The organism is Streptomyces sp. F001, from assembly GCF_004187715.1.
GTDB lineage: Bacteria > Actinomycetota > Actinomycetes > Streptomycetales > Streptomycetaceae > Streptomyces > Streptomyces flavusporus.
This window is the reverse complement of the sequence record NZ_QZWF01000041.1, coordinates 81161-94252: the sequence shown is the minus strand read 5'-3', so window position 1 is coordinate 94252 and position 13092 is coordinate 81161. Positions and strand designations below refer to the sequence as shown.

Here is a 13092-nt window from a genome sequence, read left to right as displayed (position 1 = left end):
GCACGCTATCCGGTGGGCACCACCAGGTCCGCCCGTTCCCGCGTCGCCGCCACCAGGCCGGCATTGCGCTGGTCCGGGCCCAGTACCCACGCCCGCGCCTGATCGGGGCCCTTGCCGAACTCCTCGTGCCGGGCGATCAGACGGCGGATCCGCTCGGGCTCGGCCAGTTCGCAGAACCACACCTCGTCCAGCTGGGGTCGCACCCGCGCCCACGCTCCCGTGTCCAGCAGCAGGTAGTTGCCCTCGGTCACGATCAGCCGGGCGGCCGGCGGCACCGGGATCGCCCCTGCGATCGGCTGTTCCAGGACGCGTTCGAAACCGGGCGCGTACACGATGCCGTCGTCGGCCTCGTCGTGCAGGCGCCGCAGCAGCGCGGCGTACCCGGCGGCGTCGAAGGTGTCGGGCGCGCCCTTGCGGTCCCGGCGGCCGAGCCGGTCCAGTTCCGCGTCGGCCAGATGGAAGCCGTCCATGGGGACGTGGGCGACCCAGGGCCGGCCGGTGCCGTTCAGGTCCCGCACCAGGCGTTCGGCGAGGGTCGTCTTGCCCGCGCCGGGGCTGCCGGCGATGCCGAGGACGGCCCGCCGGCCGTGCGCTGTGAGGGCCCGGGCACGGGCCAGGAGGTCATCGAAGGTCACCGGCACACAGCAGAGTGTGGCATCCGGGCATGCGGCGATGATTTCCGGGACTGCGGGGAGTCGACCAGAGCGGGGAGAAAGGAGCCGAAGGATCATGACCGACGACGAACAGCAGATCCGCACCCTCGTCACCGGGTGGGCCGACGCCGTCCACCGCGGCGACCTCGAGGCGGTCCTCGCGGACCACGCGGAGGACATCGTCATGTTCGATGTGCCCCGCCCCACGAGGGCATCCACGGACTCGCCGCGTACCGCGCCAGCTGGCCGCCGTTCTTCGAGTGGCAGGCCCAGGGCGCCTCCTTCGAGATCGAGTCCCTGGACGTCACCGCGGGCACCGAGGTCGCCTACGCGTATGCGCTGCTGCGCTGCGGCACGCCCCAGGAACTCGCCGAACGGCCCACCCTGCGCCTGCGGCTGACGCTCGGCCTGCGCAAGGTGGACGGCCGCTGGCAGGTCGCACACGAGCACCACTCGTTCCCGCACGACTGATCCCCCCGCGCGGGGAACCCCTTCCGGTATGACGGAGCTCGGTCTTCCCGAAGCAATCCTGGCCTGCCTGTTCGATCTCGACGGGGTCGTCACCAGGACGGCCGTCGTGCACGCGGCCGCCTGGAAGGAGACGTTCGACGCCTTCCTGCGCGACCGCGAGGGCGAGCGTTTCCGGCCGTTCGACGCCGGCGCCGACTACGACGAGTACGTCGACGGACGGCCCCGCGCGGACGGCGTCCGCACCTTCCTCGCCTCCCGCGGTATCCACCTGCCCGAGGGCCGCCCGGACGACCCGCCGGACGCGCCGACGGTGCACGGCGTCGGCAACCGCAAGAACAACCTCCTCCTGGAGAAGATCCGCACCGGCGGCGTCGAGGCCTACGCCAGCACCCTGCGCTACATCGAGGCGGTCCGCGCCCAGGGCCTGCGCACCGCGATCGTCTCCTCCAGCGCCAACTGCCGGGCCGTGCTGCGCGCGATCGACGCCGAGGGCCTGTTCGACGTACGGATCGACGGCGTGGTCGCCGCCGAGCGCAAGCTGCCGGGGAAGCCGCGGCCGGACACCTTCCTGGCCGCCGCCCACGACCTCGGCGTCGAGGCCGGGCGGGCGGCCGTCTTCGAGGACGCGCTGGCCGGCATGGACGCGGGTCGCGCCGGCGGATTCGGGTACGTCGTCGGCGTCGCCCGCGCCGGACAGGCCGACGCGCTCTACGCGCACGGCGCGGACATCGTGGTGCAGGATCTCGCCGAACTGGGGAGCACACCGAACGCCTGCTGAGCCGGCGTGTGGCCGTATGCAGCGCTGCACATCCCCTCCGCGTGGGTTAGTTTTTGCATGTTTTCCCTGATTTCCGCCCCCGCGTCCGTGGACTGCAGGAGGGCGTCAGCAACCCTGTGAGCCGTGGGGAGGGGGCCAGGACGATGACCGGCAGCGTGCGCGTCACCCGGGCCGGCGCGCTGCGTCCGGGTTCACCCAGCGTCCTGCGGGTGCACGTCGCACCGGCGCCGTGCGGGGGCCCGGCCGCATGACGCCCGAGCAGTACGCCGTCCCTCTCACCCGCCGACGGGCCTTGTGGCAGACTCTCCTCACCGTCGCCGTGCTGGTGGCCGTCGGCCTCCTCGCCCGGCGGCACTGGCCCGTGCTGGAGACCGGCGTCGGCCGGCTCGCCGTCGCCGACTCCGGCTGGCTGCTGGTGGGCGCGACAGCGGTGGCCGCGACCTGGCTGTGCTCCGCGCTCGCGCTGCAGGGCGCGGTGCCCCAGCCGCTGCCCGCGGGGCGGCTGGTCGCCGCCCAGTTCGCCGCCTCGGCGGCCAACCACGTGCTGCCCGCGGGCCTCGGCGCGGGCGCGGTGAACCTGCGCTTCCTGATGCGCTGCGGCCTTCCGGCAGCCCGATCGCTGACCGCGCTCGCGGTCAAGGCCGCGGCGGGCGGGCTGGTGCGCGGCGCCCTGATCGCCGTACTCGCCCTGGCCTGCCCGGGGCTGCTGCGGCTGCCGCACGTTCCCGGCGTGTTCGTGGCAGGGGTACTCGCCGCCGTCTGCCTCGCGGCGCTGCCGGCCGGCCGGCTCTGGCCCCGGTGCAGAAAGCTCCTGGCGACGGTGTCGGCGGACGTCCGGGCCGTGCACGCCCTGCCGCAACGGGCGGCCGCCCTGTGGGGTGGCTCGCTGGCCTTCGCCGCGCTGCACGCCGTCGCTCTGATCGCCGTCACCCAGGCCGTCGACCTGTCCCTGCATCCCGCCCGGGTGGCCCTCGTGTACCTGGCTGCCAGCAGCGCCGCCGCCCTGCTGCCCACCCCGGGCGGCCTCGGCTCCCTCGACGCGGTCCTCGCCCTTGCCCTCACGGCCGCCGGAGCGCCGGGCGCGGCGGCGGCGTCCGCGGTCCTCGGCTACCGGCTCCTGACCGTGTGGCTGCCGCTGATCCCGGGCCTGCTGGTGCTGGCGGTACTCGTCCGGCGCAAGGCCCTGTGACCGCGACGGCGTTTCCCGTCCGCCCGCTACAGGTAGGAGTCCGGTTGTCGGCCTGTGGACGAGGGGGAAGTGGCATGGCAGGACACGAGAGCGGCGGACGTCTGGGGGAGGAGTTCCTCACTCCCGGCAGCTCCTCCTTCACCGAGTTCCTCGCGGCGCACCGCCCGGCGCTGCTGCCCACTCGCCCGCCCTTCCCCGACGGCGTCCGGGCGGCACCGGAGCAGTTCCCGCACGGCACCACCGTCCTGGCACTCGCCTACCGCGACGGGGTGATGGTCGCCGGGGACCGCAGGGCCACCATGGGCAACGTCATCGCCCAGCGCGACCTGGAGAAGGTGCACCCCGCGGACGACTACACCGCGGTGGCCTTCGCGGGCACCGTCGGGCTCGCGCTGGACATGGTGAAGCTCTATCAGGTCGAGCTGACCCACTTCGAGAAGATCGAGGGCATCCCGATGACCCTCAGCGCGAAGGCGACCCGGCTCGCCGGGATGATCCGGCAGAACCTCGGCCAGGCCATGCAGGGCCTCGCCGTCGTCCCCCTCATGGCCGGTTACGACGTCAGGGCCGCCGAGGACGAACGGGGCCGCATCTTCAGCTTCGACGTCGCCGGCGGCGCGTACGAGAAGCGGGACTTCCACGCCGAGGGCTCCGGTTCGCCGTACGCGCGAGGCGCGTTGAAGAAACTGTTCCACCCGGGCATGTCCCGGCGCGAGGCCGCCCTGGCCGCGCTCCAGGCGCTCTACGACGCGGCCGACGACGACTCCGCGACCGGCGGCCCGGACATCAGCCGCCGCATCTTCCCCATCGTGTCCGTCATCACGGAGGACGGGTTCGAGCGCATGCCCGTCGCGGAGACGGAGGAACTCAGCCGCGAGATGGTCGAACAGCGCCACAGCCGACCGGACGGGCCGACCGCGGCGCCGTGACCGGCCACGGGTCACACCTCGTGGGGAGCGAAGAGTTCCAAGTGCCCGCACGCCGGGCAGCGGTAGGCGTCGATCTGGTAGCGGGGCCGGCCGAAGCGCTTGGCACCGCCGAAGATCCCGCGTTGCAGGGGGCCGGGTATCCACCGTGCGTACCCGTTGGAGTGGTCGCCGGCGTCCTCGATGAAACCGGCTTCCAGGCCGACCGCTGTGCACTGCGAGCACTTCATGTTCATGCCCGCACTGTAGGGCCGGCCGGGCGCGGCATGGTGGTCACTTCATACGGAGTTCCAGCAGGCGAGCCCCCAGGGCATGCTCCACGGCCCCGCCCCCTCCGTCCGGCTCGACCCGATGGAGACGGGCGGCCCGGGCACGCGTAACTGTCTCGGTGAGCAGGCCGTCCGTGAAGAGTGCCCCCACACCGTCGTCCACCGCCCACCCCGCGGGCAGCGCGCCGGACGCCACCGCCTCCCGGTACGAGGGGCGGCGGCCCGGTTCGCTGTCGTAGTGCGGGCAGACCGAGCCCGGCAGCAGGCCCAGGCCGTCGCGCAGGACGTCCAGCGGGCCGAAGGAGTCGGTGTGGGAGGCCTCGGCCCAGCAGTTGGCGCCGGCGCTGATTCCGCACAGCAGGGTCCCGCGGTCGTAGGCCTCGCCCAGCAGCCGGTCCACGCCGTGGGTGCGCCAGACCGCCAGCAGGTTCGCGGTGTTGCCGCCGCCGACGTACACGACGTCCTGCGCGAGCAGGAACGTGCGCAGCGCGTCGTCGTCGAGTTCCCGTCGGAACAGCGTGAGGACGGAGGGCTCGCATGCGCGTGACCGGAACGCGGTGAGGAATTTCTCGGCGTAGCCGGGGGCGTCTCCGCTCGCGGTGGGCACGAAGCACACCTGGGGCCGCGAGGTACGTGCCTGGCCGAGCACCCAGTCGTCCAGCAGCCCGTCCTCGTCGGTGGAGAAGCCTCCGCCGAGCAGGGCCAGACGTCGCGGGGGTGCGGACGGTGCCACGGGGATACCTCCTGGGCGGGTGCGTGGAACGGAACGTGTCAGGGCAGCGGGGCGGGAAACGCGGAGGGGGACGGACCGATCGCAGTGTGACAGGGAGGCAGCCATGGGAACGGAAGGGACTGAGCCCGAACCGATGGCGGACGACGTGTACCAGCCCACCGGAACCAACGAGGAGCAGGAGGACGCCGCCCCCCTCGACCTGCAGGACGCCGTCGACGAGCGGACCTACGACGACACCCTGGACGAGGGCTACTCGCCGCCGGAGAAGCCGCTCGGCGTCACCCGGCACGGCACCACGGCCGCGGAACAGCACGCCGGCGAGAGCCTCGACCAACGGCTCGCCCAGGAACGGCCTGACGTGGACGAACTCGCCGGGGACGACATCGGCGACCTCCCGGGCGGAGAGGGCGAACCGGTCGACCCGGAGTCCGGCACCGAACGCGCCGGCCGCCTGGTGGCCCCGGACGAGGGCCTGCGCCCCGACACCACGAAGGAAGCGGTCGCCGACGACAAGGGCGTCGACGCCGGTGCCGCGGGCGCCGAGGAGGCCGCCGTGCACGTCGTCGACGACGACACCACCTGACCGGTGTCCCCTCAGTCCGCGATCCGGTCGATCTGCCGGAGCTTGTTGGTGGCGTCCAGGGCGGCCACCTTGTAGGACTCCGCGAGCGTCGGATAGTTGAATACCGCATTGACCAGATAGTCGACCGTACCGCCGCACCCCATCACGGACTGACCGATGTGGATCAGCTCGGTCGCCCCGCTGCCGAAGCAGTGCACACCCAGCAGCGTGCGGTCCTCGGGAGAGACCAGCAGCTTGAGCATCCCGTGCGAGTCCCCGACGATCTGGCCCCGGGCCAGCTCCCGGTAGCGGGAGATCCCGACCTCGAACGGCACCCGGTCCTCGGTGAGCTGATCCTCCGTCCGCCCCACGAAACTGATCTCCGGGATGGTGTAGATGCCGATCGGCTGGAGGTTGTGCATCCGGCCCACCGGCTCCCCGCAGGCGTGGTACGCCGCCGCCCGCCCCTGCTCCATCGACGTGGCGGCCAGGGCCGGATAGCCGATGACGTCACCCACGGCGTAGATGTGCGGCACCTGGGTGCGGTAGTGCTCGTCGACCGTGATCCGGCCGCGCGCGTCCGCCGACAGGCCGGCCTTGCCGAGGTCGAGGTCGTCGGTCAGACCCTGCCGGCCCGCGGAGTACATCACCGCGTCGGCCGGGATCTTCTTGCCGCTCTCCAGCACGGTGAGGGCGCCCCGGGGATGACGCTCGACGGCGGCGACGGTCTCCCCGAAGCGGAACGTCACCGCGAGGTCCCGCAGGTGGTACTTGAGCGACTCGACGACCTCCACGTCGCACATGTCGAGCATCCCGGCCCGCTTCTCGACCACCGTCACCCTGCTGCCGAGCGCGGCGAACATCGAGGCGTACTCCATGCCGATCACGCCGGCGCCGACGATGACCATGGAGCGCGGGACCCGTTCGAGGGCGAGGACGTTGTCCGAGTCCATGATCGTCCGCCCGTCGAACTCGACGCTGCCGGGCCGGGCGGGCCGGGTGCCGGTGGCGATCACGATGTGCTCGGCGCCGATCAGCCGCTCATGGCCGGTGACCTCGCGCAGCGCCACGGTGTGCGGGTCGGCGAAGCGGCCGGTGCCGGCGAACACGGCGACGTGGTTGCGGGACAGCTGGCTGCGGACGACGTCGACCTCGCGGCCGACCACGTGCTGGGTGCGGGCGGTCAGATCGGCGACGGTGATGTCCTCCTTCAGGCGGTAGCTCTGCCCGTAGAGGTCGCGCTGGGTGAGACCGGTCAGATAGAGCACCGCCTCGCGCAGCGTCTTGGAGGGAATGGTGCCGGTGTGGATGGAGACCCCGCCGACCATGTCGGGGCGGTCGACGACGGCGACCCGGCGGCCCAGCTTGGCCGCGGCGATGGCGGCCTTCTGGCCACCCGGGCCGGATCCGAGGACGAGCATGTCGTAGTCGGGCACCCTCCGGAGTCTGACAGCCCGGACACCTCTTCGACAGGGTGAACGGTCAACCGGCTTTACGGTCAACTGCCCGAAGGCACACGTGAGTCGGCGCGCACGCCTCACCGGGAACGCGTCCGGTGTCCCCCCGGAAGACCCTAGGGCAGCAGCTTGTCGATGGCCGCCGGTCCCTCTCGGTCCAGCTTGCGCCGGGCCCATTCCAGGTTCTTCGGGGTGAGGTCCTTGCCCGAGGCAAGCACCACGTCCTCCGGCGACACGTCCGTGCCGGTGCGGGTGTGGAGCAGGGCATCCGGGGTGACGCGGTCCGTGACCGGCTTGGACGCGTCGGGCTGTGGCGTCGACATGATCTCTGCTCCTCCGGTCCGGGGCTGTGCTGCGAACCCGGTGCGGTCATCGGGTCCACTAACACCATTCAACGTCGGAGCGCACACTGCATCCGGAGCGGGTGATGCCGAGGTCAGAGGGCCTGCGGTGACCGAGGAACGAGCACGAGCATCGTGACGTCGTCGCGTATGACCCGGCTGTGCCGCAGCAGGTCCGCCCACACCCGGTCCGTCAGGGCGGCGGGGTCGCGCTCGGCCAGGACGGTCAGCCGCTCGGTCAGCGGGTAGAAGGCGCCGGTCCGGTCACGGGCCTCGAGGACCCCGTCGGAGGCCAGGACCAGTGTGTCGCCGGGCTCCAGGAAGACGGAGAGCGCGCCTTGCGGGGTGCCGTCGGCAAGGCCGAGACCGAGCGGCATCGACGGCTCGACCTCGAGGTCCGTGGCCGTTCCCGCCCGCAGCAGCACCGGGGGCGGATGGCCGCACGTCACGATCCGCACCGCACGCGCGTCGCGGGAGAATTCGAGCAACAGGGCGGTCGCGAACAGCTCGGCGTGCCGGGCGCCCGCCGAGTCCACCCGCAGCCGTCGGTCGAGGCGGCCGGCGACCGCCTCCAGATCCGGCTGATCGAGCACCGCCTCCCGGAAGGCGCCCAGCAGGGAGGCGACCGTGCCCACGGCCGCCAGACCATGCCCCTGGACGTCGCCCAGCACGGCGCGCACCCCGTACGGGCCGTCGCGCACGTCGTAGAAGTCACCGCCGACCAGCGTCCCGCGCTGCGCCGCCCGGTACAGGCCCCAGCAGCGCACCGGGCCGACCCCCTCGGGCAGCGGCGGTATCAGCGCCCGCTGTGCGGCCTCGGCGGTGGTGCGTTCGATGTCGAGCTGGGCGCCGCGGTGACTGTGGACGAAGGCCACGAACACGCTCATCGCGGAGACGAAGACGATGGTCCACAGGTCGGTGTCGCCGGGCCGGTTCAGCTGGAGGGCCGGAATGTGCAGCAGCGTGATCGTCAGCGCGCCGAGGACGGCGGTCCCCAGCGGTCCGTACGACAGGATGGCCAGCGGCGGGATGGCGCCCAGCAGGAAGCCGACGTCGAGGGCATCGTCGCTGAGACCCGTGGCCACGCCCACGCCCACGATCAGCGCGGCCGGCAGCACCCGCACCCAGCGTGGCGGTGGCGCGCCCCTGAGCCAGCTCTGCCGGTCCCGGTGCCGGAGAGGTGACAGGACGGAGGCCTTCTCCACACCACCACGCTGCTACGCCGGGTCGCGCGCCGCACGCCGAGCTGTGCCGGCGCCCCCACCGTCACTGGGTGCCGAGCGTGTCCTCGACCGAGGCGAGGATCTCGGTGACCCGCAGTCCGAATGCCGCGTCGCAGGGGTGCGGCCGGCCGGAGCCGGCGGCGGCGAGGAGGGCGTCGGCGGCGCGGGCGAACGCGGGAAGCGCCCCCTCGGAGCCCGCCGGAAGGGCCGTCACCCCCGCCGTGCCGCGCAGTTCCACGGTGGCCCCCGCCGCCGCGGGCGGAGCGGTGAGGCTGAGGGTCAGGGTGCTGGACGCGCCGGTGGCGTGGTGGAGGACTGCGTGAACGGTGTCCTCGGGACCGCGTGCCGCGGCCGCCACGCCGGTCACGTCCCCGAGGACCGGCAGCAGCACGGACAGGGCATGCGGACCGACGTCCCACAGGGCACCCTTCTCCCGCCGCCACGGCGAGGCCGCGAACGGGTTGTCCCCGGAGAACAGCGCGCCCAGCCACTGCGCCCGCCCCACGAACCAGCCGTCCCGTCCGGCCTGTTCGGTGATCCAGGCCTCGGGGGCGGACTGGAAGCGCGTGGTGAAGAACACGACCGAGGCGACACCGGCGCCGCGCGCCGCCTCGACCACGGCACGGCCGTCGTCGACCGTCGTGGCGACGGGCTTGTCCAGCAGCAGATGGCATCCCGCCCGGGCGGCATGCGCCGCGAGCTCCGCCTGGACCGCCGGCGGCAGCGCCACGGCGACGGCGTCCACCTCCGCGAGCAGGGCGTCGACGTCGTCGTAGGCGCGGATGGAATGACGGTCGGCCAGTTCCTTCGCCGCCGCCGGGCGGCGCCCCCACACGCCGACGAAGTCCAGTCCGTCGTGCGCGCCCAGGGCGGGGGCATGCACCATCTGCGCCCACGGGCCGGTGCCGAGCAGTCCGATACGCATACGGGTCGCCTCTCCAACGCTGCCGAATCTCGCGACGACCGGCGCCACGAGGCCGGCCGGGTGCGAGCGTGTCACACGAACGGCGGACCCGGACACCAGGCCCGCCCTCGACGGGCTCGAAGAGGCGCCCGGGCCGCGGATCACCGCCGGCTGCGGCACGAGGGGGCGGCTGCTGTTCGCCGCCCGGCTCGACGGGCGGCCCCGCCGAGGGGTGCGCACGGACCGGCCCGAGCCGCCACGGCTCCCACCATTCAGCACTCCGGCCACTGAATCCGTTCGCTTTCCTCTATTGGACCGCCGGCCGCAAGCCCAGCCACGCTGGGACATCTCCCGTACGACCGCCCCGGCCGTACGGACTCCATCGGTTCTGCGCGACAGGCGAAAGAGGTCACGAACCATGCACACTCGCCGCATCGGTGACGTCGAAGTCAGTGCGATCGGTCTGGGCGCCATGCCCATGTCGATCGAGGGCCGGCCGGACGAGGCACGTTCCCTCGCCACCGTCCACGCCGCCCTGGACGCCGGCGTGACGCTGATCGACACCGCTGACGCCTACCACCGGGACGCCGACGAGGTGGGGCACAACGAGACCCTGATCGCCAAGGCCCTCGCCACCCACGACCGGGGCAAGGACGTCCTGGTCGCCACCAAGGGCGGCCATCTGCGCCCCGGCGACGGCAGTTGGACGCTGGACGGCAGCCCCGCCCACCTCAAGGCGGCCTGCGAGGAGTCGCTGCGCCGGCTCGGCGTCGAGGCGATCGGCCTCTACCAGTTCCACCGCCCCGACCCCCGCGTGCCCTACGAGGAGTCCGTCGGCGCGCTCCGCGACCTGCTGGACGAGGGCAAGATCCGTATGGCGGGCATCTCCAACGCGAACCCGGACCAGATCAGGCTGGCGGGCGACATCCTGGGCGGCCGACTGGTCTCCGTGCAGAACCAGTTCTCGCCCGCCTTCCGTTCCAGCGAGCCGGAGCTGCGTCTGTGCGACGAGCTCGGCATCGCGTTCCTGCCCTGGAGCCCGCTCGGCGGTATCTCCCGGGCCGGCGAACTCGGCTCGGCCCACGCCCCGTTCGCGAGGATCGCCGACGCCCACGGGGTGAGTCCCCAGCGCGTCTGCCTGGCCTGGATGCTCGCCAAGTCGCCGGTGGTCGTCCCCATTCCGGGGGCCAGTCGGCCGGAGACGATCCGCGACTCCGCCGCCGCACCCGGCCTCGTGCTCACCGCCGGGGAACTGGCGGAGCTGGACGCCGCCTGAGCTCCCTCCGGTGCGGGCCGGGCAGCCCCATGCCGGGCCCGCACCGTGCACACAGGCCCTTCTTCCCCCCGACGATTCGCGCATGTACTGGCACGGGGAGTCACGCACTCCCTAGGATGTATTCCCTGTCAGGCCAGTCGAGTTGGCGCTCGGCACGAAGCAGGGGGATCGATGCACACCGACAAGCCGCTGTCCACGGAGATCGACGCCAACGTGCCGACGGCCGCGCGCATGTACGACCACTACCTCGGCGGCAAGGACAACTACGCCGCGGACCGCGCCGCCTGCGAGGAACTCGACAAGGTCGTGCCCAGCACGCGCCGGCTCGCGGTGAACAACCGCCGTTTCCTCCAGCGCGTCGTCCGCACGCTCGCCGCGGAGTACGGCATCCGGCAGTTCCTCGACCACGGCTCCGGCCTGCCCACGCAGGACAATGTGCACCAGGTCGCGCAGCGCCACGACCCCACCGCGCACGTCGTCTACGTCGACAACGACCCCATGGTGCTGGTGCACGGCCGGGCCCTGCTGGAGCAGGACGAACGCACCTGCGTCATCCACGCCGACATGCGGGACACCGACGCGATCTTCTCCCACCCCGACACGCAGCGCCTGATCGACTTCTCGCAGCCGGTCGCCGTGCTGTTCAACTCGGTCTTCCACTGCATTCCCGACAGCGAGACCGACGGCCCGCAGGCGGTGGCCCGCCGGGTCGCCGAGCGGCTCGCACCGGGCAGCTACCTGGTGATGTGCCAGCTGGTCAGCGAGGACGCCGAGGTGCGTGCGTTCGTCACCGACTTCATGGACAAGGCGACGCAGGGGCACTGGGGCCGGGTGCGGCAGGAGAAGGACGTCGCCGAGTTCTTCGAGGGCCTGGAGATCCTCGAACCGGGCCTGGTGGAGGTGTCCACCTGGCGCCCCGACTCCGAGGTGGTGCCCCGTCAGCTCACCCACGAGTGGATCGAGTTCGGCGGCGTCGGCCGCCTCCCGTAGGTTCGTCCGGGGCATCCGGTGGCTCAGCCGGCGGGGTAGCGACTCGCCATCGTCTCCCGGAGCAGTTCCAGGGAGGCGCGTGGCGTGAGTGCCTCGTCGGCCAGCCGGTCCAGGGCGACGCGGTACTCCTCCGTCTCGTCCCGGTCCTCGAGGAAGTTCGCGCTCCGGATGTGCTCCAGGTAGACGACGTCGGGCAGATCGAGGCCGTCGAAGCGGAGATAGGTGACCGGGATCGCCGGGGCCGACGCGTTGGTCACGTCCAACGGCACGATCTGCACGCTGACATGGGGACGCTGGGCCATCTCGACCAGATGCCCGAGCTGCTCGCGCATCACCGCACGGCTGCCGAGCACGCGCAACAGCACGGACTCGTCGATGATCGCCCACAGTTGCGGAGCGTCCGCCCGGTGCAGCAACTGGGCCCGCCGGGTGCGCAGTTCGACCCGGCGCCGCACCTCGTGCGACGGTGCCACCGGCAGCCCGCGCTCCACGACCGCCCGGGTGTAGTCCGGGGTCTGCAGCAGGCCCGGCACGTACTGGATCTCGAACGTACGGATCGCGGCAGCCGCTTCCTGCAGCCCGACCAGCCGGTCGAACCACTCGGGCATCAGCCGCTTGTCGTAACGCTGCCACCAGCCGGGCTCCCCGGCCCGCCGGAGCAGCTGCAGCAGTACCGACGCCTCGTACTCCTCCGCGTCGTACAGCTTCAACAGTGCGCGGACATCGCCCTCGGTCGGAGGCCTGCGGCCCTTGCCCGACTCGATGCGCGACAGCTTGGCGGGACTGAATCCCAGGGCGCGCGCCGCCTGTTCCTGGGCCAGCCCGGCATCCTCGCGCAGGCCCGCCAGCTGGACGCCGACCAGCATCTTCAGCAGAGTCGGAGCGGGCTCCGCCCGGTCGAGATAGGGTCGGAGGCGGGACACACGCTGTGGCTCGGCGGACATCCTGGCTCCCTGCAGACCGGCAGAAGTGACTATCACGCTACCGCACTTGGCCGGTCTGCAGCAGGCGGGACGGCTCACATCAGATGGTCGAACTCGCCTTCCTTGGCGCCGGCCAGGAATGCAGCCACCTCGGCTGCGGTGTACACGAGCGCGGGCCCGTCGGGATCACGGGAGTTGCGCATCGCGACGCCCCCGTCGCCCAGGGCGGCGACCTCGACGCAGTTGCCCTCGGCGTTGCTGTGCCGGCTCTTGATCCACCGGGCGTCCAACGAACTCGCCCGCACTCCGTTCGGCATCACTGGCACCGCGACCTCCCTCAGTTCACGTTGCTGACTCCCTACCCGGATTCTCGCGCAATTTCTCGTGCAATTGCACG

At 72.3% G+C, this 13092-nt stretch carries 15 protein-coding genes and 1 pseudogene; 7 read left to right on the top strand and 9 right to left on the bottom strand.

Features of this window, described 5'->3' with window-relative positions:
- Positions 1-5: 5 nt before the first annotated feature.
- Positions 6-641: a nucleoside/nucleotide kinase family protein gene (locus tag StrepF001_RS40745; RefSeq protein ID WP_129803110.1), complete on the bottom strand. Its 636-nt coding sequence runs from the start codon at positions 639-641 to the stop codon at positions 6-8.
- Positions 642-729: 88 nt separating this feature from the next.
- On the opposite strand from StrepF001_RS40745, the pseudogene StrepF001_RS40740 reads away from it, so the two are divergent.
- The 4 genes and pseudogenes from StrepF001_RS40740 to prcB all read left to right on the top strand — a co-directional run bounded on the left by StrepF001_RS40740 (position 730) and on the right by prcB (position 4020).
- Positions 730-1124, top strand: a pseudogene (locus StrepF001_RS40740) (SgcJ/EcaC family oxidoreductase).
- Positions 1125-1152: 28 nt separating this feature from the next.
- Entirely contained in the window at positions 1153-1902 is a 750-nt protein-coding gene (locus StrepF001_RS40735; protein ID WP_129803109.1) for an HAD-IA family hydrolase, read from the top strand.
- A 247-nt stretch (positions 1903-2149) separates the two neighbouring features.
- Positions 2150-3091, top strand: a complete 942-nt coding sequence (locus StrepF001_RS40730; protein WP_129803108.1) for a lysylphosphatidylglycerol synthase domain-containing protein — start codon at positions 2150-2152, stop codon at positions 3089-3091.
- A 74-nt stretch (positions 3092-3165) separates the two neighbouring features.
- Entirely contained in the window at positions 3166-4020 is an 855-nt protein-coding gene (gene prcB, locus StrepF001_RS40725; RefSeq protein ID WP_129803107.1) for a proteasome subunit beta, read from the top strand.
- Between the two features lie 11 nt (positions 4021-4031).
- Here the strand turns inward: prcB and StrepF001_RS40720 are convergent, their stop codons facing one another.
- Together StrepF001_RS40720 and StrepF001_RS40715 are read right to left on the bottom strand one after the other, a co-directional pair.
- Positions 4032-4253: a hypothetical protein gene (locus StrepF001_RS40720; RefSeq protein ID WP_129803106.1), complete on the bottom strand. Its 222-nt coding sequence runs from the start codon at positions 4251-4253 to the stop codon at positions 4032-4034.
- A gap of 37 nt (positions 4254-4290) precedes the next feature.
- A complete protein-coding gene (locus tag StrepF001_RS40715) occupies positions 4291-5019 on the bottom strand; it encodes a peptidase E (protein WP_240797930.1) in 729 nt (242 codons plus the stop codon).
- Positions 5020-5122: 103 nt separating this feature from the next.
- On the opposite strand from StrepF001_RS40715, the gene StrepF001_RS40710 reads away from it, so the two are divergent.
- Positions 5123-5602 carry a DUF5709 domain-containing protein gene (locus tag StrepF001_RS40710; RefSeq protein ID WP_129803104.1) on the top strand — a complete coding sequence of 160 codons (480 nt, stop codon included), beginning with the start codon at positions 5123-5125 and terminating at the stop codon, positions 5600-5602.
- 11 nt (positions 5603-5613) lie between these two features.
- Here the strand turns inward: StrepF001_RS40710 and sthA are convergent, their stop codons facing one another.
- From sthA to StrepF001_RS40690, 4 genes are all read right to left on the bottom strand, one after another.
- Positions 5614-7017 carry a Si-specific NAD(P)(+) transhydrogenase gene (gene sthA, locus StrepF001_RS40705; RefSeq protein WP_129803103.1) on the bottom strand — a complete coding sequence of 468 codons (1404 nt, stop codon included), beginning with the start codon at positions 7015-7017 and terminating at the stop codon, positions 5614-5616.
- A 137-nt stretch (positions 7018-7154) separates the two neighbouring features.
- A complete protein-coding gene (locus StrepF001_RS40700) occupies positions 7155-7361 on the bottom strand; it encodes a hypothetical protein (RefSeq protein WP_129803102.1) in 207 nt (68 codons plus the stop codon).
- A 113-nt stretch (positions 7362-7474) separates the two neighbouring features.
- The gene (locus StrepF001_RS40695; RefSeq protein WP_240797929.1) at positions 7475-8584 is read right to left on the bottom strand and encodes a PP2C family protein-serine/threonine phosphatase; all 1110 of its coding nucleotides are present in this window, start codon (positions 8582-8584) and stop codon (positions 7475-7477) included.
- Between the two features lie 61 nt (positions 8585-8645).
- Positions 8646-9527, bottom strand: a complete 882-nt coding sequence (locus StrepF001_RS40690; protein WP_129803101.1) for a Gfo/Idh/MocA family oxidoreductase — start codon at positions 9525-9527, stop codon at positions 8646-8648.
- Positions 9528-9924: 397 nt separating this feature from the next.
- Between StrepF001_RS40690 and StrepF001_RS40685 the strand changes: the two genes are divergently transcribed.
- On the top strand, positions 9925-10782 hold the full coding sequence (locus StrepF001_RS40685; RefSeq protein ID WP_129803100.1) for an aldo/keto reductase: 858 nt from the start codon (positions 9925-9927) through the stop codon (positions 10780-10782).
- Between the two features lie 171 nt (positions 10783-10953).
- The gene (locus StrepF001_RS40680) at positions 10954-11772 is read left to right on the top strand and encodes an SAM-dependent methyltransferase (RefSeq protein ID WP_129803099.1); all 819 of its coding nucleotides are present in this window, start codon (positions 10954-10956) and stop codon (positions 11770-11772) included.
- A gap of 23 nt (positions 11773-11795) precedes the next feature.
- Here the strand turns inward: StrepF001_RS40680 and StrepF001_RS40675 are convergent, their stop codons facing one another.
- Positions 11796-12716 (bottom strand): helix-turn-helix transcriptional regulator, encoded by a 921-nt coding sequence (locus StrepF001_RS40675; RefSeq protein ID WP_129803098.1) that lies wholly within the window; start codon positions 12714-12716, stop codon positions 11796-11798.
- A 74-nt stretch (positions 12717-12790) separates the two neighbouring features.
- Complete coding sequence (locus StrepF001_RS40670; RefSeq protein ID WP_129803141.1) at positions 12791-13012, bottom strand: DUF397 domain-containing protein; 222 nt, start codon at positions 13010-13012, stop codon at positions 12791-12793.
- Positions 13013-13092 lie beyond the last annotated feature (80 nt).

Excerpts from the sequence above, each read along its gene's own strand:
- StrepF001_RS40735 (WP_129803109.1), top strand. The coding sequence starts at position 1,153 with ATGACGGAGCTCGGTCTTCCCGAAGCAATCCTGGCCTGCCTGTTCGAT.
- StrepF001_RS40730 (WP_129803108.1), top strand. The coding sequence starts at position 2,150 with ATGACGCCCGAGCAGTACGCCGTCCCTCTCACCCGCCGACGGGCCTTG.
- prcB (WP_129803107.1), top strand. The coding sequence starts at position 3,166 with ATGGCAGGACACGAGAGCGGCGGACGTCTGGGGGAGGAGTTCCTCACT.
- StrepF001_RS40720 (WP_129803106.1), bottom strand. The coding sequence starts at position 4,253 with ATGAACATGAAGTGCTCGCAGTGCACAGCGGTCGGCCTGGAAGCCGGT.
- StrepF001_RS40710 (WP_129803104.1), top strand. The coding sequence starts at position 5,123 with ATGGGAACGGAAGGGACTGAGCCCGAACCGATGGCGGACGACGTGTAC.
- StrepF001_RS40700 (WP_129803102.1), bottom strand. The coding sequence starts at position 7,361 with ATGTCGACGCCACAGCCCGACGCGTCCAAGCCGGTCACGGACCGCGTC.
- StrepF001_RS40690 (WP_129803101.1), bottom strand. The coding sequence starts at position 9,527 with ATGCGTATCGGACTGCTCGGCACCGGCCCGTGGGCGCAGATGGTGCAT.
- StrepF001_RS40685 (WP_129803100.1), top strand. The coding sequence starts at position 9,925 with ATGCACACTCGCCGCATCGGTGACGTCGAAGTCAGTGCGATCGGTCTG.
- StrepF001_RS40680 (WP_129803099.1), top strand. The coding sequence starts at position 10,954 with ATGCACACCGACAAGCCGCTGTCCACGGAGATCGACGCCAACGTGCCG.
- StrepF001_RS40675 (WP_129803098.1), bottom strand. The coding sequence starts at position 12,716 with ATGTCCGCCGAGCCACAGCGTGTGTCCCGCCTCCGACCCTATCTCGAC.
- StrepF001_RS40670 (WP_129803141.1), bottom strand. The coding sequence starts at position 13,012 with ATGCCGAACGGAGTGCGGGCGAGTTCGTTGGACGCCCGGTGGATCAAG.